General features: G+C 70.1%; 20 protein-coding genes. 7 read left to right on the top strand and 13 right to left on the bottom strand.

Features of this window, described 5'->3' with window-relative positions; translation table 11 throughout:
• Positions 1–27: 27 nt before the first annotated feature.
• Genes ACTOWY_RS11785 through ACTOWY_RS11775 form a run of 3 tightly spaced genes read right to left on the bottom strand, consistent with a single transcriptional unit; the run spans position 28 to position 3106 of the window.
• Positions 28–1413: a M1 family aminopeptidase gene (locus ACTOWY_RS11785; protein WP_441309638.1), complete on the bottom strand. Its 1386-nt coding sequence runs from the start codon at positions 1411–1413 to the stop codon at positions 28–30.
• On the bottom strand, positions 1413–1766 hold the full coding sequence (locus ACTOWY_RS11780; protein ID WP_441309637.1) for a rhodanese-like domain-containing protein: 354 nt from the start codon (positions 1764–1766) through the stop codon (positions 1413–1415). The genes ACTOWY_RS11785 and ACTOWY_RS11780 overlap by 1 nt, the downstream gene beginning before the upstream one ends.
• Positions 1754–3106 carry a purine-cytosine permease family protein gene (locus tag ACTOWY_RS11775; protein ID WP_441309636.1) on the bottom strand — a complete coding sequence of 451 codons (1353 nt, stop codon included), beginning with the start codon at positions 3104–3106 and terminating at the stop codon, positions 1754–1756. Before ACTOWY_RS11775 ends, ACTOWY_RS11780 begins: the two co-directional genes overlap by 13 nt.
• Positions 3107–3275: 169 nt before the next feature.
• Between ACTOWY_RS11775 and ACTOWY_RS11770 the strand changes: the two genes are divergently transcribed.
• Positions 3276–3971 carry a tRNA-dependent cyclodipeptide synthase gene (locus ACTOWY_RS11770; RefSeq protein WP_441309635.1) on the top strand — a complete coding sequence of 232 codons (696 nt, stop codon included), beginning with the start codon at positions 3276–3278 and terminating at the stop codon, positions 3969–3971.
• Here the strand turns inward: ACTOWY_RS11770 and ACTOWY_RS11765 are convergent.
• The 3 genes from ACTOWY_RS11765 to ACTOWY_RS11755 form a co-directional block, all read right to left on the bottom strand.
• Positions 3952–4872, bottom strand: coding sequence for a hypothetical protein (locus tag ACTOWY_RS11765; protein ID WP_247762900.1), 921 nt, complete (start codon positions 4870–4872; stop codon positions 3952–3954). The genes ACTOWY_RS11770 and ACTOWY_RS11765 overlap by 20 nt on opposite strands.
• Positions 4873–5000: 128 nt before the next feature.
• The gene (locus ACTOWY_RS11760) at positions 5001–5924 is read right to left on the bottom strand and encodes a hypothetical protein (protein WP_441309634.1); all 924 of its coding nucleotides are present in this window, start codon (positions 5922–5924) and stop codon (positions 5001–5003) included.
• Between the two features lie 45 nt (positions 5925–5969).
• Positions 5970–9131 (bottom strand): penicillin acylase family protein, encoded by a 3162-nt coding sequence (locus ACTOWY_RS11755; RefSeq protein ID WP_441309633.1) that lies wholly within the window; start codon positions 9129–9131, stop codon positions 5970–5972.
• Positions 9132–9401: 270 nt separating this feature from the next.
• Between ACTOWY_RS11755 and ACTOWY_RS11750 the strand changes: the two genes are divergently transcribed.
• Positions 9402–10049, top strand: a complete 648-nt coding sequence (locus ACTOWY_RS11750) for a response regulator (RefSeq protein ID WP_086780697.1) — start codon at positions 9402–9404, stop codon at positions 10047–10049.
• A 36-nt stretch (positions 10050–10085) separates the two neighbouring features.
• Here the strand turns inward: ACTOWY_RS11750 and ACTOWY_RS11745 are convergent, their stop codons facing one another.
• A complete protein-coding gene (locus tag ACTOWY_RS11745) occupies positions 10086–11579 on the bottom strand; it encodes a diguanylate cyclase (RefSeq protein ID WP_441309632.1) in 1494 nt (497 codons plus the stop codon).
• A gap of 67 nt (positions 11580–11646) precedes the next feature.
• Positions 11647–12291 carry a 5,6-dimethylbenzimidazole synthase gene (gene bluB, locus ACTOWY_RS11740; RefSeq protein ID WP_441309631.1) on the bottom strand — a complete coding sequence of 215 codons (645 nt, stop codon included), beginning with the start codon at positions 12289–12291 and terminating at the stop codon, positions 11647–11649.
• 66 nt (positions 12292–12357) lie between these two features.
• On the opposite strand from bluB, the gene ACTOWY_RS11735 reads away from it, so the two are divergent.
• Positions 12358–12861, top strand: a complete 504-nt coding sequence (locus tag ACTOWY_RS11735; RefSeq protein ID WP_441309630.1) for a hypothetical protein — start codon at positions 12358–12360, stop codon at positions 12859–12861.
• On the opposite strand, the gene rpsR is transcribed toward ACTOWY_RS11735, so the two are convergent.
• From rpsR to rpmB, 4 genes are read right to left on the bottom strand one after another with little or no spacing between them, the layout of a single operon-like run.
• On the bottom strand, positions 12800–13048 hold the full coding sequence (gene rpsR, locus ACTOWY_RS11730; RefSeq protein WP_441309629.1) for a 30S ribosomal protein S18: 249 nt from the start codon (positions 13046–13048) through the stop codon (positions 12800–12802). The two genes, ACTOWY_RS11735 and rpsR, sit on opposite strands and share 62 nt — an antisense overlap.
• 11 nt (positions 13049–13059) lie before the next feature.
• Entirely contained in the window at positions 13060–13365 is a 306-nt protein-coding gene (gene rpsN / locus ACTOWY_RS11725) for a 30S ribosomal protein S14 (RefSeq protein WP_441309628.1), read from the bottom strand.
• Positions 13365–13529: a 50S ribosomal protein L33 gene (gene rpmG, locus ACTOWY_RS11720; RefSeq protein WP_247762923.1), complete on the bottom strand. Its 165-nt coding sequence runs from the start codon at positions 13527–13529 to the stop codon at positions 13365–13367. Before rpmG ends, rpsN begins: the two co-directional genes overlap by 1 nt.
• Positions 13529–13765 (bottom strand): 50S ribosomal protein L28, encoded by a 237-nt coding sequence (gene rpmB / locus ACTOWY_RS11715; RefSeq protein WP_247762926.1) that lies wholly within the window; start codon positions 13763–13765, stop codon positions 13529–13531. The genes rpmG and rpmB overlap by 1 nt, the downstream gene beginning before the upstream one ends.
• A 98-nt stretch (positions 13766–13863) precedes the next feature.
• On the opposite strand from rpmB, the gene mrf reads away from it, so the two are divergent.
• Genes mrf through rpmF form a run of 3 tightly spaced genes read left to right on the top strand, consistent with a single transcriptional unit; the run spans position 13864 to position 15525 of the window.
• On the top strand, positions 13864–15105 hold the full coding sequence (mrf, locus tag ACTOWY_RS11710; RefSeq protein WP_441309857.1) for a ribosome hibernation factor-recruiting GTPase MRF: 1242 nt from the start codon (positions 13864–13866) through the stop codon (positions 15103–15105).
• Positions 15102–15368 carry a type B 50S ribosomal protein L31 gene (locus ACTOWY_RS11705; RefSeq protein ID WP_185001557.1) on the top strand — a complete coding sequence of 89 codons (267 nt, stop codon included), beginning with the start codon at positions 15102–15104 and terminating at the stop codon, positions 15366–15368. The genes mrf and ACTOWY_RS11705 overlap by 4 nt, the downstream gene beginning before the upstream one ends.
• 1 nt (position 15369) lies before the next feature.
• A complete protein-coding gene (gene rpmF / locus ACTOWY_RS11700) occupies positions 15370–15525 on the top strand; it encodes a 50S ribosomal protein L32 (protein WP_185001558.1) in 156 nt (51 codons plus the stop codon).
• Between the two features lie 39 nt (positions 15526–15564).
• Here the strand turns inward: rpmF and ACTOWY_RS11695 are convergent, their stop codons facing one another.
• On the bottom strand, positions 15565–16245 hold the full coding sequence (locus ACTOWY_RS11695) for a phosphoglycerate mutase family protein (RefSeq protein ID WP_441309627.1): 681 nt from the start codon (positions 16243–16245) through the stop codon (positions 15565–15567).
• Between the two features lie 175 nt (positions 16246–16420).
• On the opposite strand from ACTOWY_RS11695, the gene ACTOWY_RS11690 reads away from it, so the two are divergent.
• Positions 16421–17278, top strand: coding sequence for a 3-hydroxyacyl-CoA dehydrogenase family protein (locus ACTOWY_RS11690; RefSeq protein ID WP_441309626.1), 858 nt, complete (start codon positions 16421–16423; stop codon positions 17276–17278).
• Position 17279 lies beyond the last annotated feature (1 nt).

Here is a 17279-nt window from a genome sequence, read left to right as displayed (position 1 = left end):
TTGTTCCTTTCAATCAATGGTGGGACATCAGGCGGGGAAGAGGTGTTTGTCCGCCGGGATGGCGGTGCCGTGTGACCAGGCCTCCAGGAACTCCTTGAGGTCCAGCTGCGCCTCGGCCTCCAGGTACAGCTCCAGGTCGTGCCAGCCCTGGTTCCAGCCCTGGTTTATGGTCGGGAAGTTGGACAGGACCGTGCTGAACGCGCGTTCGCCGATCTTGCGGCGCAGGGCGTGCACGAACAGCGCGCCCTTGTCGTAGATCGCGCTGAACTCCTTGCCCCGGCCCGGATCGGCGAGTTTGCGGGACCAGAAGGCGGCGTTGCCCCGCACCGACTCGACGAGCTTGCGGTAGTGGGCGTCCAGGTCCTTGTTCTCCTTGGCCTCGGCCCACATCCAGCTCAGGTAGTTCGCGAAGCACTCGTGCGTGCAGGTGTCGGCCCAGTTCTCCACCGACATCGACCCGCCCCACCACTGCGCGGCCAGGGTGCGGATGAGCGCGTTGAGGTCGGCGTTGCGGCCCAGCACCGGGCGGGTCTGACTGCCCACCTGGTACGGCAGGTTCTCGGCCAGGTGCACGCTGCCGACGGTGCCGAAGTGGTAGTCGCCGAGCTTGCCGTTGAGGAACTTCAGCACCTCGGGCAGCTTGTCCGCCAACGCTTTCCCGTTGCTGCCCGGCGCGAACGCGGAGAGCACCGATGTGCTGTCCACTGTGGACTCCTGGAAGGTCCACTTGTCGATGCCCAGCATGATCAGGTGCGGCGACACCGGATCGGTGGCGGTCCAGGTGGTGGTCGTTTTTCCGTTGCTGGTGCTGGGTTTGTTCCGGGTTCCGTTGGAGACGCTGTGCCAGCCCTGCGGTGTGGTGGTGGTGACGGTGAAGGTGGCCTTGTCCATCGGGGTGTCGTTGACCGGGAACCAGGTGCTCGCCGAATGCGGGGCGCCCGCGGCGATCACGCCGCCCGAGGGGGTGCCGCGCCAGCCGCCGAGGCCGGTGACCGGGTGCCGGACCGGTTGCGGCTGCCCGCAGTAGGCGACCTCGACGGTGATCTCGGCGTCCTTGGCCAGCGGGCTGACCGGGGTGATCACCAGTTCGTGCTCGCCGGTGCGGGTGAACTTGGCGGGCTGGCCGTTGACCTTGACCGAGCTGACCTTCAGGCCGCGCAGGTCCAGGTTGAACCGGCTCAGCTCCTGGGTGGTCTTCGCGGTGATCTTGGCGATGGCGTCCAGGCCGCGGGTGGCCGGGTGGTAGGACAGCTTCACGTCGTAGGCGCTGACGTCGTAGCCGCCGTTGCCGTCGGTGGGGTAGTACGGGTCACCGGCGCCGTCCTTGCCCGGTTCGGGAGCGGCCAGCGCCGTGCCCGCGCCGAGGGCGAGCGTGCTGACCAGGGCGCCGAGCGTCAGGCTGAGCTTGCGCATCAGGCCACCGCCCGCACGGTGGACAGACCTGCGCCCGCCCAGTCCTCGATGCCCTCGCGGTACTTGCGCACGTTGGCGTAGCCGAGCTGCAACAGCCGCTGGCCGACGAACTCGCTGTTGCGGCAGGGCACGTTCGCGCAGTACACGACGACCGCGACCTCCTTGTCCGGCAACACCTTCGGCGCGTACTCGTCGGTGAAGTCGGCGGCCTGCTCATACGGGAAGCCGGGAATGTTCACCGCGCCCGGCAGGTGCTCCCGTTCGTAGTAGGCCACCGGCATGGTGTCGACCACGACGACTTTGCCTTGCGCCAGTTCGGTTTCCAGCTCGGCGCGACTGATCAGGGGCAACACGGTGCTTCCTCCTTTGTGGACGGTGCGGTGCGCGCGGTCGGCACGCTGCCGAGCCCGCGGGTCAGGCCGAGGCGGCCCAGCAGCAGGTAGCCGAAGAAGGCCGCCAGCACCGAGGTGAGGGTGGGGATCCCGAAGGGCAGCAACGCGCCCGCCACCGCGCCGAGCACCCAGCAGGCAGCGGCCGCGGGCACCCAGTCCGGCGCGGTGGCGGGCAACTCGCCCCGGGCCCGGGACTCCTCCAGGTCCCGGCGCCAGGTGCGAACCAGGAAGTACTCGGCGATCACGATCCCGGCGATCGGCGGGCTGATCACCCCGATCCAGGTCAGGAACCCCTGGAACTGGTCGAGAATCCCCAGCGCGGACAGCACCGAGCCGAGCAGCCCGAGGCCGACCGTGGCGGCGATCCGGTTGGTGCGCCTGCCCAGCAGCACGTCGATGGTGTTCACCAGACCGAGCGAGGCGCAGTACAGGTTCCAGTCGTTGACCTTGAGGATGGCCGCGATCAGGATCAGCGTGCCGAGGAAGCCCGAGGACGAGGTGATGATGTGCACCACGTCGGAGGTCTTGGCCGCGTGCGCCAGCAGCACCCCGATCAGCCCGATCACGAACTCGCCGAGGGTCACGCTGAGCACGGTCTGCTTGACCACGTCGCCGGTGCTGCGGTTGAACCTGGTCAGGTCCGGGGTCATGATCGCGCCCATGATGAACGCGCCGGAGACCAGCGTGGTGCCCGCGGCCAGCGACAGCGCCGGACCCGGCGGCGCCGCGCTCATCAGCTCGCTCAGCGAGTGCATCCGCAGGCCGTCCCAGATCGCGTAGCCGCTGAGCAGCAGGAAGGCTGGCACGGTCAGATAGGCGGTCCAGGCCATGCCGTGGATGCCGAAGACCACGATCGCGGTCACCAGCAGTCCGCCGATCAGCGACCAGGCCCACAGCGGCGGCCCGCCGAGCAGGTTGCGCAGGCCCTGGGCGAACGCGCCGTTCTGCACGCCGAACCAGCCGGCCAGGCTGATCGTCATCAGCAGCCCGACCAGTGCTGAACCGCGATGCCCGAACCCGGACCAGCGGGTCAGCACCGAGGTGGACAGCCCCTCCCGCATCCCGGCCACGCCGAGCAGGACGGTGATCACTTCCATGATCGCCGCGCCCAGCGTGATGGCCAGCACCGCGTTCCAGAACGTCATCCCGAATCCGAGTACCGCGCCCAGTAGGAACTGGTGGAAAGAGGCAATCTGCCCAAATCGCTGCACGGCGATGGAAAACCACGGCCGGCGGGCTGACTCCGGTACCCGGGTCAGGGAGTAGTCGTCGCGGCCCACCGCGTTCGCTGTTCCGCTCATGTCAAAAAGTCTGTGCATTTCGGCATTCGATTGCACCCTACTTCTGGGGGGTGCTTTTCGAGGTGCCTTGAACTGAATTTCAGGCGTTCACAACGCGTTGACGTGCGGGTTTGCTCCGACGTACGAAGAGGTCAGCACGTAGTGGAAACCTCAACGAACGGAGCGCGCGATGTATGTGGTGAACCCGCTGGTGGAAAGCTGTCCGGCTTCGGTGATCGAGGCAGAACATGCCTGTGTAGGTATTAGCCCGTTTAATGGATATTTCACTCCGGAACGCATCAACGAACTCGCCGCCTGGGCGGTGCGGACGTTCCCGAGTTGTCACTTCTTTGTGCCAGACGGGCCATCGGTTTACACCCTGGAGGCCCTCGGCTATTCCCCGAGCAAGGCGCGGTCCAAGGCGCGGCGGCAGGGTTGCTACGTCTACAACAAGATCCACAAGGCGCTGGCCGAACTGGGTGTGCCGGACCCGGGCGCGCTGATCCTGGACTCGGCCGCGCTGGAGCACAACCCGGAATACCAGCGGCAGCTGGCCCACGGCGAGCAGCTCTACCGCGTTGACGAGGAGTTCCGCTCGGCCTGCCTGCAGGCCAGCCACTGGGTGCTCGACCGCAAGTTACCGGACGGCCAGCGGCCCAGCCCCGAGCAGCTGGCCAAGGCGGTGCGTTACTTCCTCGCCGAGCTGCCGTTGTTCGCAGGCACCACCGGCATCGTCGGCCGCCGTGCCTCGGTGTTCGTCTACCACCAGCGGGTGGCCTTCCTGGAACGCTTCTACCGGCGCGAGCTGAGCTGGAAACCCGCTGCGGGACAAGGGTTCCTGGTGGTCACCCCGGTCGGCGAACTGGTCAGCGCCACAGCCAGCTGATGCCGTGCCCGCCAGGTCCGAGGTCGAAGCCGACGAGCTGCGCCTCGTTGCGCGCGCCCAGGCGCAGCTCGGTCGCCTCCCGCTGGCCGTCCCGGCCCGCCGGGTGCGCGGCGGCGCGGTGCACCCGCCACACCTTGGCCGGGGTGGCCCGCGGATCGAAGGCCACGGTCAGCCGGTACTCCCGGCAGCCCAGCAGGAACCGGCGCTCGCAACTGGTCACCAGCGCCTCCTCCGGCCGGTAGCCCAGCTCGTAGTCGGCCAGGCAGGTCTCGGTCTGCCGCAGCGGCCGGTCGAAGCGCAGTTCGGCGAGCACCCCGCCGCCGTCCGGGTCGGTGTGGATCCGGCCCAGCCGGCAGGTGTCGCTCTGCCAGCGATTGGGTAACGCGCCGGCCGGCGCGGCCAGCCGCACCAGGTGCCGGTCCACGCCGTCGACCATGGCCTGCAGCACTGCCCGCACCCGCATCGATCGCACCGCCCGGTCCGGCCCGACCGTCCAGTGCTCGTGCACGCTCAGCGGCACGATGGCATCGGCCGGGTGCGGCAGCCTGCGACCGGAGATCGGCGCGCCACGACGGCCGCGCAGCACCAGCGGGTGCACCGGCGGGGCGGGCGGTTCCGGCGCCGGGCGGTCCAGCAGGGCCAGCAGGGCGCGCGGCGGCAGCTCCAGCACCTCCTCCAGCTCGCGCAGCACCCGCAGCGAGGCGTGCCGGTGCGGACGGCTCTGCCCGCGTTGCCAGTAGCTCAGGCTGGCCAGGCTGACCCGGTGCCCGCGATCGGCCAGCCGGACCTGGATCCGTTGCAGGGTAAGGCCGCTGAGCTGGATGGCCAGGTACAGGGCGTGATGGAACGGGCCGGAGCGCAGCGCCGCGGTCAGTTCCTCTGGCACCGTCGCCGCTGTCATGGTTCCCCCGTCCGCCGCCTGCTTGATGTGCGCCATTGTTGAAAACTGGTGTCGAGAAGAGCACCCCACCATGGGTGTGCGGATTTCACAATATTTTCAGTTTCAGTCTGTTTTCAGTTGACTCGAAGTCAGTTCCAGCACCAGCGCATGCCGTAATAGCCGGGCGGCAGGTCGAAGTCGATGAAATGGGCAACAAGGTTCCCATCAACCTGAATGTCCCCGACATCCACCGTCGGCGAGCTGTTGTCCGGCCGGAACACCCGCCACACCCGAGCCGGTGGATCACCGGCCGGGAACCGCACGGTCAGGCAGTAGGTCTGCGCGCCCGCCCGGAACCCGCCGCCCCAGGCGGTGCAGGCCGAACCGCGCCCGGTGAACTCGAAGACCGTGTCCACCAGCAGGTTCTCCCCGCGGCGCAGCGGGTGCGGGAAGCGGGCCTCCACCACCATCACCCCGGCCTGGTGATCGGTGGCCACCCGGCCCAGCCTGGTCCGCTCGCTGCGCCAGCGCACCGGCAGTTCGCCCGGCTCGCAGGCCGCGATCACCGCGTCCCGGTCCACCCCGTCGATCCTGGCCTGCCGCAGTATCTGCAAGTCCAGCGCGTCGATGCCGCGCCCGGGGGCCAGCGTGAGGTGCTCGTGCACGCTCAGCGCGATGAGCTGCCCGTCGAAGGGATTGGCCAGCTCCACCAGCAGCCGCTGCACCGTCTCGGCGTTCGCGCACACCTGCCGGGGCGTCACCGCGTACCAGGGCCGTTCCGGGGCGGGCTGCTGCTGCCGGGCCGGGCTGAGCAGGGTCTGCAGGGCGCCCTGGGGCACCCCGACGACCTCCTCCAGCGCGCGCACCAGCGCGGCCGAGCGCGGTCTGCTCCGGCCACGCTGCCAGTAGCTCAACGTGGCCAGACCGACCGGCATGCCGCGCTCGGCCATCCTGGCCCTGATCCGGGCCAGGGTCAGCCCGCTGGCCTGGATCGCCAGCCGCAATGCGTGCTCGAACGGACCGGTGCGCAGGGCCTCATGCAGTCCACTCGACGCCATCTCCGATTTCCGCACACCGCCGATGGTGGCAGACAACGGCTTTCCAGAACATTTCGGTTTTCAGTGCGCGTAAACTTCAATTTCGAATAATGAGTAGCCGTAGCGGGTGGCCCGGCTGATCCCGGTCATCCGCACGAATCGCGCCTGGGTGGCCGCGAACGGGATGTTGTCCTCGCCGCCGTCACCCTCGGCCACCGTCGCGACCGGCCGCCACTGCTGCCCGTCGGCGGAGACCTCGATCCGGTAGGCCTTGCCGTAGGCGGACTCCCAGCGCAGCACCGTCCTGGCCACCTGCTGCACCGAACCGAGGTCCACGGTCAGCGACTGGTGGTCCGACCAGTCACTGGCCCAGCGGGTGCTGCGGTCGCCGTCCACCGCCTTGCCGGGCGGGGAGGGGTACATGCCGGTCTCGTGGCTGGACGCGCTGATCGCCTTGGCCTGGGCCAGGTTGCCGATCTGCTCGCCGCGGCGGGCCGGGAACTCGATCACCTGCTGGTAGGTGGGCCGGTTCTGCCACTGGGTCTTGTCCTGGGTGATGCCGCCGGTGGGCCGGTGGATGATCTGGTCCCGGCAGAACTGGTCGCCCGGCTTGCAGTCGGCGTCGCCGGGGTAGGTGGTGGTGGCCGGGGTGTTCACCGCGACGCGCAGCGAGTCCAGCAGCGCGGTGCGGCAGGCGGCGGCGTTCCCGTTGCCGCAGAAGGCGGTCGGCGTCCACGCCTGGACCGGGTCGCCGAGCACCTTGCGCAGGTCCTTGTGCACGTAGCCGTACCAGCCGTACTGGAAGGCCGACCCGGTGTGCCCAGGCTGCTCGTCCACCTTCATCGCGGACAGCAAAGCCTTGTGCAGCGCGGGTTCCAGGCCGGGCTCGAACATCGCCTTGGCCAGCAGCGGGAACCAGGCATCCAGCACCCGGATCGCCTCGGTGTGCAGGTAGACGTACTTGCCGGAGGCGGTCGGATCGCCGTCGGTGGTGCGATGCCCGCCAGCGCGCTGCCAGGCGCGCAGCTGCGCCACCGCGGTGGCCAGCGCCGGGTCGGTGATGGGGGCCTGGTCGAGCACCCGCAGCAGCAGCGGCAGCACCTTGTCCGCGCGCAGGTCCACTGTGGACGCGTCCGCCATCGCCTTGGTCAGCTTGGCCCTGGTGAACTTCTCGCCGCGATCCAGCAGTGGCTTGATCCGGTCGTCCAGGGGCTGCGAGCGGTGCACCGGGCCGAAGCTGAAGTTGCCGTCCGCGGCCGAGAAACCGGGTGCCTGCTTGTTGTTCCAGCTGGTCAGGTAGTCCTGGTTGACCACCTGCGGGTGCTGCTCGAACGGGGTGTACCTGGCCTGGTTGTCCGCGGGCCGCCAGTCCTGCCACTCATACGCGGTGTCCCCGCGCACCGGCAGGTTCGGGTCGTGGCCGGGCTTGCGCACCGGGTTGAAGCCGGAGTTGAAGTAGGCGATGTCCTTGCTGTCGGCGTAGAACCAGTTGAAGCCGTAGCCGATCTGGTTGGCCGCGCGCTGGAAGTCCGCGGCCGAGCGGATCGCGTCCGGGTCGTTGAACAGCTGGAAGCCCAGGGTGGACTCGACCTCGCGCAGGTAGGTCGAGCGCAGCTTGGTGAAGGCCACCGGCTTGCCTGCCACGGTGCCGCGGTGGGAGATCAGGCCGAGCTTGGTGCGCTGGGTGACCAGCGTGTACGACCCGGCCGGGGTGGCATCGGCCAGGCTGGGCTTCCAGGCGTTCTTCTTGGTCAGCTCCTCGATGGCCAGGCATTCGCCGCGGAAGCGGTAGTGCGCCGACTGCAGGGTGGGCGCGCCGCCGCCGGGCTCGCACAGCTCGACCGTGTAGCTGTCGGTGATGTCCTGGGAGGCGGTGGTCGCGCTCCACGCGTAGTCCTGGCCGCGGCCGAGCAGCACGTAGAGGCCGAGTCCGGCGAAGGAGGCGCCGCGCGAGCTGATGCCGGGGGCCTGGATCTCCTGGATGGTCAGCAGCTGCGGGGCGAAGTACCCGGTCTGCGGGCCGAACACGGCCACCGGGTGGCCGCTCTCGGTGTGCGCGCCGGAGACCAGCAGCGCGTTGGACATGCCGCGCTGGGCAGGCGGCGCGGGGGCCAGCGAGTCCTTGCTCGCCGGGCCGGTGGGATCGCGCACGATCGGCTGCTGCACCACCGAACCGCGGTCGGGCAGCACCACGCCCGCGGCGTCGGGATCGCTGGCGCCGTAGGGGAAGGAGGTGCCGTTGTGCACGGTCACCGGGGCTTCCGGGTCGTTCTGCGCGCGGAAGGCCGACCAGACCGCGTCACCCTGGGCCTTGCCGTAGCGGGCGCGCGCCTCGACCAGGGCCACCGCGGAGATGACCTCCTGGCCGCCGCCCGCGCCGAAGATGCCGCCGACCAGTGAGGCGATCGCGCCGATGTCGGTGGGCTTCCAGGGTTCCGGCCCGCCCTCGTTGGTGATCGCGTTGGCCTTGCCGATGGCCACGTACTCACCGGGGAAGTACCGGCCCGCCTTGCTCTGCGAGATGTAGAGGTTGATGCCCGCCACGTAGTCCTGCACGTCCTGCTTCATCTGCTTGCCGCGCGGGCCGAGCTGGTCCAGCCGGTCGAACTGGGCCTGCAGATCGGCCTCGGTGTAGGGCGCGATGGACCACTGCTGCTGCTCGAACTCGCGGTTGCCGATCGCGCCGCCCGCGAAGGAGGAGACCTCGCCGCGGCCGACGTGCCGGAGCACGTCCATCAGGAACAGCCGGTCCTGCGCGGAGGCGAAGCCGGAGCCGAACATGCCGCCGGAGCGGGTGCTCCCGGTGATGTGCGGGGTGCCGGTGGCCTTGTCCCGCACGATGGTCACGTCCGGGCGCGGCGAGCTGGTGCTGGCCACCTGGTCGGCAGGCACGCCGAAGGAGGCGTCGTTGAAGTAGGTGTTGAGCTGCTCGTCGGTCAGCCCGCTGTAGCCCCAGACCAGCTTCTCGTAGCGGGACTTCTGGTCGCTGGAGTGCGGCGGGCGGATGCCCAGGGTCTTGAACAGCAGCAGCTCGGCGAAGGTGGCGTTGCCGTTCTGGCCGGGCGGCAGGATGTCATCGCACTGACTGATGCAGTAGTCAGGCGGAGGGGCCGCGGCCCGTGTTCCGGTGGGCTGGGCGGCGGCGGGCGGGACACCTAGGAGGGCGATGGTGGTCGCAGAGGTGAGCAGCACGGAGATCTGCTTGGTCAGGATCGACCGTGACATCGCCAGCCGTCGTCGCATCGCCATCACTCCTCGTGGGTTGTGACGCACGTTACGGGCGAGTAGCTTCTCGTGAAAGAGGTTCACGTTCGTGCGTTCGGATGATCCGAAAATGCTGGCGAGAGCGCTCTACTCACACGTTCGGTAACTCTGCGTGGAGATCCGGTTCCCTAAGTGGAGGCTGCGCAAACGTCCCGAACGTGATGAGATAACCGCAAAGTGACATAGATAGGCAATACTGCACGCCCACGCTTACTCGTGACCACGTCACGCCCAATCGGGGAGGCGTCCGTGATCAAGGTGCTACTGGTCGATGATGAAGACCTGGTGCGCTCCGGACTTCGCATGATCCTGTCCCGCGCAGGCGACATTGAGGTCGTCGGCGAATGCGACGACGGCTCGCTCGTCGTCGATCGGGTCCGTCAGCTGCGGCCGCACGTCGTGCTGCTCGACATCCGCATGCGCACAACAGACGGCCTGTCCGCGCTGCGCAGGTTACGTTCGCTGCCCGAGCCGCCCAAGGTGGCCATGCTGACCACGTTCGACATGGACGAGTACGTCAGCGAGGCGCTCCGGCTGGGCGCCAGCGGATTCCTGCTCAAGGACACCGAGCCGACCCAGCTGGTCAAGGCGGTGCGCGATGTCGCCCGTGGCGGCGCGGTGCTGGACCCTGGCGTGGCAGCCAGGGTGCTGGCCGCGGTCGCGCACGGCGAACGGGCCGCCGAACCGGCCCGCAGCCTGCTCGGCAACCTGTCCGAACGCGAGCGCGAGGTGCTCGCGCTGATCGGCCAGGGCATGTCAAACGCGGAGATCGGCAGCGCGCTGCACCTGTCCGAGGCCACCGTGAAGGGCTACGTGTCCTCGGTGCTCGGCAAGATCGGCGCGGTGAACCGGGTACAGGCGGCGCTGGTCGCCTACCGCGGTGGCCTGATCGCCTGATCGTCTGAGGTGCCGGGTGGCGGTGCGCCGCCACCCTCACTTCGACGGCAGCAGCGGCGGGTGGACCTCCACCCGGTTCCGCCCATGCCGCTTGGCCCGGTACAGGGCCTCGTCCGCGGCGTCGAAGAGGTCGTCCAGGTTGGCCGGTCCGGCCGCCACGCCAATGCTCACCGTGGGTCGCCTGGTGCTGCCCAGCACCAGCGACCAGTCGTGGCAGTCCACCGCGGACCGGATCCGCTCGGCCACCGCGGGCCCGGCGTCCTGCCATTCGTCGGTGGCGTCCACCAGCAGCACCACGAACTCGTCCCCGGCCCAGCGGGCGACCACATCGTCGGCCCGGCATTCCGCGCGCAGCAGCTGGGCGATCTCGCGCAGCGCCACATCGCCCGCGGCGTGCCCGGCGTCGTCGTTGAGGCCCTTGAACCAGTCCACGTCGACCAGCACCAGCCAGGGCACCCGGCCCTTGGCCGCGGTGCTCTCCAGCAGCAGCGGCGCGGCCCGTTCCAGGCCGAGCCGGTTGGACAGGCCGGTCAGCGGATCGCGGGCGGCGGCCTCCTGCGCGGCCATCGCCAGCCGCTGCGCCTGCACCGCCAGCCGCCGCTGTTCCAGGGCCTGGCCGAGCCCCTCCTGCAGGGTCTCCACCGCCTTGCGCCCGGAGGCCACGCTGCGCCGCAACGCCTCGGACTCGCCAACGTAGTCGCCGAGTTCGGCGCAGATGTTGGCCAGGTCCAAGGAGAACCGCAGCAGCAGCGTGGTGTCGTTGATCTTCTCCGCCTCGGCCACCGCGCGGCTGGCCATGGTGCGCGCGTCGGTGAGCCGGTTCTGGGTGTGCCGGACGGTGGCCAGCACCCAGTGGCACATGGCCAGGCCCCAGCGGTCCTCGTGCGCGGTGGCCAGCCGTTCGGCCGCGCGGGCGGTGCGCTCGGCCGCGGCCAGTTCGTTGATCCCGGCCAGCGCGCGGGCGTAGGAGCCCAGCAGTGCCCGGTGCACGTAACCCGTGCCGACCAGCTGCAGGCCCTCCCTGAGCAGTTCGCTGGCCTCGGCGAAGATCCGGCCGGAGGCCTCTGGCGGGGCGTCCACCGCGCGGAAGTTCAGCGCCGCGCCCAGTCGTTGCAGGCAGTGCGCCAGGGTGTGCGGGTCGTCGGCGTCGCGGGCCACCTGGACGGACAGGCGCATCATGTCCAGCCCGGCCCTGCGGTGCCCGATGCCTTCGAGCAGGTAGGCCAGCATGCCGATGGTCTGCGCCGCGGCCGGGCCCTTGGGCTGATCGGTCTCCAGCTCGGTCCAGCCGTCCGCGGCCAGCTCCAGGGCCAGCGGCAACCGGCCCAGCCGCCAGGCCACCACGGCCCGGTAGACCAGCACCGTCGCCCGGCGCCAGCGGTCGCCGTCCTCGGCCGCGGGGGAGCGCACCACCACGTCGTCGAAGAGGGTGTTGGCCTCCACGACCCGGCCTGAGTCCAGCAGGATCCGCACCTCGCGGTCCTGCCGCGGGATGTCGCCTTCCTGCCTCGGGAGATCGACCCCCGTCACCGGATCGTCCTGCCTCACCGTGCCCTCGGCCTCCACCACCTGGTACGACCTGCCCGACAGGCTACCGTCACCGTCGCTGCCCGTACCGTTCTTGGTGCACAACGTCATCAAGCGGCAGTCTCTTCCGCCAGCCGTGCCGCTCCAGATCCGGCGTCTGGGCGAGTCCGCGCACCGGCCCGAGGCAGAGCCAGGCCACCGGCCGGACCCCGCCGGGAATGCTCAGCAACCTGCGCAGGAACTCCTCCCGGTAGAAGCTGACCCAGCCCACGCCCCAGCCCTCGGCGGTGGCCGCCAGCCAGAGGTTCTGGATGGCCAGACATACCGAGTACAGGCCGGCGTCGGCGATCGCGTGCCGCCCGAGCACGGCGGGCCCACCGCGCTCCGGGTCGTAACTGACCACCACGCCGAGGCTGGACTCCATGACCCCCTCGACCTTGATCCGGGCGAAGGTCTCGGCCTGCTCGCCGGCCAGGCCTGCCGCGAAGACACTGCGTTCGGCCTGCACGTGCTCCTGGAAGGCCCGGCGCAAAGGCCGATCGCGCACCACGATGAAGTCCCAGGGCTGACTCAGCCCGACACTGGGCGCGGCGTGCGCGGCGGTGAGGATGCGGCGCAGGATCGGCTCCGCCACCGGTGCGCCGGTGAACTCCGCGCGCACATCGCGCCGCCGGTGCAGCACCTCGTAGAAGGGGGTGTCCAAGGGGGAGTCCATCCGGCCGATCCTGCCTGACCGCGGTTGGCGCGACCCCGGCGGTCCGGTGGTCAACACCGCGTAAAGGTGCGGGCACTGAGCGTCAAGATCGCGTTGGTGGCGGTCGCGGGCGCGGCCGGTGCCGGGGTGGACTGGGGTGTGCTGTTCGTTCCGGTCGCCCCGGACACCGCACGAGTGCCCCGGCTGGCCTGTCCGCAGGGCTCCGGGCTCGGATTCGGTGTCGGGTTCACGCTCACCGGGGTCGTGGTGCTCGCCGCGGCCCGGCCGGCGCTCGCGCTGCTGATCGCGGTCGCCGGGGTCGCCCTGGTCTCCGCGCTCACCACAGTGCCGGGCGCGTTGCTGGTCGCGGCCCAGTCCTGGGGGCTGCACGTCGGTTTTGTCGCCGGGCACTTCGGCGAACTCAGTTTTGACGAGCACGCCCGGTGGACCGGCGCGCTGCTGGTCGTGGTGGCGGTGCTGGCGAGCGTGGCGGGGGCGGTGGCCAGGACCGTGCGCACCGCCCCCTCGCTCAGCGCGCGGCCTTCGCCGGTCCGGGGTAGGGCAGCAGGGCCATCTCCCGCGCGTTCTTGATCGCGGTCGCCACCTCGCGCTGCTGGGACGGGGTCAGCCCGGTCACCCGGCGGGAGCGGATCTTGCCGCGGTCGGAGAGGAACTTGCGCAGCAGGCCGGCGTCCTTCCAGTCCACATGGAAGATTCCCTCACGCAGCAACAGGTTCGGCTTGCGCTTGAGGCCGGGGCGGCGCTCGAACTTGGCCATCGTCGCTCTCCTCACCAGCTCGACTTGCGGACGCCGGGCAGTTCGCCGCGGTGGGCCATCTCGCGCAGCCGCAGCCGGGAGATGCCGAAGGCACGGAAGAACCCGCGCGGGCGGCCGTCGGCCACGTCCCGGTTGCGCAGCCGGGTCGGGCTGGCGTTCCTTGGCAGCTTCTGCAGCGCGGCCAGCGCGGCGGCCTGCTGCCCGGTGCTGGACTTCGGCGAGCGGATGATCTCCTTCAGCTCGGCCCTCTTCTCCGCGTACCGGCTGACGATCTCGCGCCGCTGCAGGTCGCGGGCGATCTTGGACTTCTTGGCCATCAGCGCTCTTCCTTGAACTCGACGTGCTTGCGCAGCACCGGGTCGAACTTGCGGATCACCAGCCGGTCCGGGTTGTTGCGGCGGTTCTTGCGGGTCACGTAGGTGTAGCCGGTGCCTGCGGTGGACCGGAGCTTGATGATCGGGCGGAGTTCGTTGCGGGCCATCAGACCTTCTCCCCTCGGCGGCGCAGCTCGGCCACCACGGACTCGATGCCGCGCTTGTCGATGGTCTTGATGCCCTTGGCGGAGACCCGCAGGTTGATCCACCGGTCCTCACTGGCCAGCCAGTAGCGGCGGCGCTGGATGTTGGGCAGCCACCGGCGCGAGGTCCGCACATGCGAGTGCGAGACCTGTTTGCCGTAGCCCGGCTCTCGGCCGGTCACCTGGCAGCGGGCGGACATGCGCGGCTCCTTCACGATCTTGTTGCGAACGACATCCATTTTCGTTTAGCTCGCTCCGAGGGTAGCCTGAGCTTGTCGGTGATGGAAATCGTTCCCAACTGGAGGACAACGTGACGCCACCCCGCACCTCGTTGGTGCTGGTCGCGGGCCTGGCGGCCGGACATGCCAGCGCCGTGGCCGACCGCTTCGCGGCTGATCCGGGCACCGTGGTGGTGCACCACGACCTGCGCGAGGTGACCCACGGCGTGGTGGTCCGGCGGCTGCGGCACGGCACGCTGGACGCCACCGAGACCCTGGAACTGGCGCACGGCTGCGTGTCCTGCACGCTGCGCGAGGACCTGCTGCCGCTGGTGCTGCGGCTGGCCCAGGCCCCGGACGTGCGCCGGATCGTGCTGCACTGCGACCGCGCGCTGGAACCCGAGGCGGTCTGCTGGGCGCTCCAGCACGTGCTGATCGACGGCCGCACCGTGGACGAGGTCGTCTACCTGGACGCGGTCCTCACCGTGGTCGACGCGGAAACCTGGTTCGCCGACGCCACCGGTGACATCGAGCTGAGCGAACGCGGCCTCGGCGCCAGCGCCGACGACGAGCGCACCATCGCCCAGGTCGCGGTCGGCCAGGTCGAGTTCGCCGACCTGGTGGTCATCGCGGGCAGTGCCCCGGACGCCTGGACCGCGGCCCGCACCGACGCGGTGCTGGACCGGCTGGCCCCGCTGGCGCCCCGCGTCCGGCTGGCCGACCTGGACCCGCTGACCGCACTCGACCTGGTGCCGACCGGCGCCCGGCGCGGCGAGATCGACGACGCGCACTCCCCGCTGCTGCGCGGCCAGCCGCCACTGGAGGCCGAATCGGGCGTGCAGGTCACCGTGTTCAGCCAGCGCAGGCCGTTCCACCCGGACCGGCTGCACGAGGCCCTGGACTTCCTGCTCGACGGCGTGGTCCGGGCCAGGGGCCGGGTGTGGGTGGCCAGCCAGCCGGATGTCGCGCTGTGGCTGGAAACCGCGGGCGGCGGCCTGCGCATCGGCCACGCCGGACCGTGGCTGGCCGCGCTGGACGACTGGTCCGGTGTGGACCCCGACCGGCGGGCCATGGCCGACCTGAACTGGGACCCCTACTACGGCGACCGCGGCCAGGACATCGTGGTGCTCTCACACACCGCGGTGCCCGCCGAGATCGCCGAGGCGCTGGAGTCCGCGCTGCTCACCGACGAGGAACTGGCGCAAGGACAGGACGCCTGGCTGGCCTACGCCGACCCGTTCGGCTCCTGGCACGAGGACCCGTGCGACGACGACCGCGCACCCACCGATGTGATCATCAGCAACCAGAAGGACGAAGCGTGAAAAAGGGCATCCACCCCGACTACCACCCGGTGGTCTTCCAGGACTCCTCCACCGGGATGACCTTCCTGACCAGGTCCACGGCCACCTCGAACCGGACCATCGAGTGGACCGACGGCAACACCTACCCGCTGCTGCTGGTCGACGTCACCGCGGACTCGCACCCGTTCTGGACCGGCGCCGCCCGGGTGATGGACACCCAGGGCCGGGTGGAGAAGTTCCGCCGCCGCTACGGCGATCGGGCCGACCGGAAGGGAACCAACTGAGATGGCTGTCCCGAAACGCCGGATGTCGCGCAGCAACACCCGCAGCCGCCGGGCCCAGTGGAAGGCCGAGGCGCCCGACCTGGTGCCGGTGGTGGTCAAGGGTAAGAAGATGCTGGTGCCGCGGCGGCTGATCCGCTGGGCGCACAGCCAGGCCTGAGCGAGCGGCCCGCCCCGGTTTTCACCAGGGCGGGCCGCCCTACGCCGGGCGGGCGACCTCGCCGTTGCCGTCGACCTGCACCGCGCCGTCGGGGGAGTCCCGCCACTGCTCGAACGGGTGGTCCAGGCTCCACCGGCCGTCCGGGCCCTTGTGCAGGATCCGGTGCTCGCAGTGCCGAGGGTTGGACAGCGACTCGAACAACTCGATGCTCCACATGCACAGCCGCCGCACCAGCAGGCGCAGGGTCAGGCCGTGCGAGACGATCAGCACGGTGCGCGGGTGCGAGGGCTCGGTCTCCATCCGGCGTTCCAGGTCCGACATGAACCCGGCCACCCGGTCGTCCACGTCCGCGCCGGACTCGCCGTGGGCCAGCCGGAAGAAGAAGTGCCCGAAGGCGTGCCGCGCCTGCTTCTGCCGCTCCTGCTCGATCGGATCCTGCAGGTTGCCCCAGTCCTGCTCGCGCAGCCGCGGCTCGTGCACCACCCGCTCGAACACCTCGCCCAGGTCCAGCCCGCGCAGGGTTTGCTGGGTGCGCAGGTACGGGCTGACGTACACCGCGACCGGGCCGGGGCCCAGCGCGGCGCGCACCGCGGTCCGCGCGGCCCTGGCCTGCTCCTGGCCGCGCTTGGTCAGCGGGAGGGCATGGTCGGGCACCCGGCAGTACGCCATCTCGTCGACGTTGCCGAGGCTCTCGCCGTGCCGCAACAGAATGATCCGCACAACACCATCGTGCCTGGTTTCCACTACTCCAACCGGTCGAACATCAGGAAACCGGGCCCTGCGAGGTGGTCAAGCACCCGATCGGCCCGCACTCCAACGGATGCCCGCTGTTACAGTCCGAGCGGGATAGTGGACGGGAGTGTCACATGATCGAGTGCATTGCCGGGTTCAGGGCATGACCGCGCCGAAGCGGGCCGTGGTCATCGGCGGCGGCACCATGGGCGCGGGCATCGCGCACGTGCTGCTCGTGGCGGGCGCGCAGGTGACCGTGGTCGAGGCGGACGCCGACCGGTGCGCCACCGCCCGCGAGACCGTGACCGCCTCCCTGCGCAAGGCGCAGGAGCGCGGCAAGCTGCCCGAGGGCGTGACCGCAGAGTTTTGTGCCGGGCTGCTGAGCACCGCTGACGACCTGGCCCGGCTGAGCCCGGACACCGAGCTGATCGTGGAGGCCGTGCCCGAGCGGGTCGACCTCAAGCGGCAGGTGTTCGCCGCCGCCGCGACCGCCTGCCCGAACGCCGTGCTCGCCTCGAACACCTCCTCGCTGTCGATCTCCCAGATCGCCGCCGGACCCGCCGCCGACCGCACCCTGGGCATGCACTTCTTCAACCCGGTGCCAGCGCAGAAACTGGTCGAGCTGGTCACCCACGCCGAGCTGGCCGAGGCCAACCTGACCAGGGCGAAGGACTGGGCCGAGGCGCTGGGCAAGACGGTGATCGTGGTCAACGACTCGCCCGGCTTCGCCACCTCCCGGCTGGGCGTCGCGGTTGGTCTGGAGGCCATCCGGATGGTCGAGGAGGGCGTGGCCAGTGCCGAGGACATCGACACCGGCATGACCCTGGGCTACCGCTGGCCGATGGGCCCGCTCAAGCTCACCGACCTGGTCGGCCTGGACGTCCGATTGGCCATCGCCGAGCACTTGGCCGCCCAACTCGGCCCCCGGTTCGAGCCGCCCAAGTTGCTGCGGGACAAGGTCGCCTGCGGTGAGCTGGGCCGCAAGTCCGGCAAGGGCTTTTTCGATTGGCCCGACGCTTAGG

Source organism: Crossiella sp. CA198 (assembly GCF_052078295.1).
In the GTDB taxonomy this organism is placed as follows: domain Bacteria; phylum Actinomycetota; class Actinomycetes; order Mycobacteriales; family Pseudonocardiaceae; genus Crossiella.
The sequence above is the reverse complement of the archived record's forward strand: the minus strand, read 5'-3'. Positions and strand labels throughout refer to the sequence as shown.

Coding starts and splice junctions, on each gene's coding strand:
- ACTOWY_RS11785 (WP_441309638.1), bottom strand. CDS start 1,413: ATGCGCAAGCTCAGCCTGACGCTCGGCGCCCTGGTCAGCACGCTCGCC.
- ACTOWY_RS11775 (WP_441309636.1), bottom strand. CDS start 3,106: ATGAGCGGAACAGCGAACGCGGTGGGCCGCGACGACTACTCCCTGACC.
- ACTOWY_RS11770 (WP_441309635.1), top strand. CDS start 3,276: ATGTATGTGGTGAACCCGCTGGTGGAAAGCTGTCCGGCTTCGGTGATC.
- ACTOWY_RS11765 (WP_247762900.1), bottom strand. CDS start 4,872: ATGACAGCGGCGACGGTGCCAGAGGAACTGACCGCGGCGCTGCGCTCC.
- ACTOWY_RS11755 (WP_441309633.1), bottom strand. CDS start 9,131: ATGCGACGACGGCTGGCGATGTCACGGTCGATCCTGACCAAGCAGATC.
- bluB (WP_441309631.1), bottom strand. CDS start 12,291: ATGGACTCCCCCTTGGACACCCCCTTCTACGAGGTGCTGCACCGGCGG.
- rpsR (WP_441309629.1), bottom strand. CDS start 13,048: ATGGCCAAGTTCGAGCGCCGCCCCGGCCTCAAGCGCAAGCCGAACCTG.
- rpsN (WP_441309628.1), bottom strand. CDS start 13,365: ATGGCCAAGAAGTCCAAGATCGCCCGCGACCTGCAGCGGCGCGAGATC.
- rpmG (WP_247762923.1), bottom strand. CDS start 13,529: ATGGCCCGCAACGAACTCCGCCCGATCATCAAGCTCCGGTCCACCGCA.
- rpmB (WP_247762926.1), bottom strand. CDS start 13,765: ATGTCCGCCCGCTGCCAGGTGACCGGCCGAGAGCCGGGCTACGGCAAA.
- rpmF (WP_185001558.1), top strand. CDS start 15,370: ATGGCTGTCCCGAAACGCCGGATGTCGCGCAGCAACACCCGCAGCCGC.
- ACTOWY_RS11690 (WP_441309626.1), top strand. CDS start 16,421: ATGACCGCGCCGAAGCGGGCCGTGGTCATCGGCGGCGGCACCATGGGC.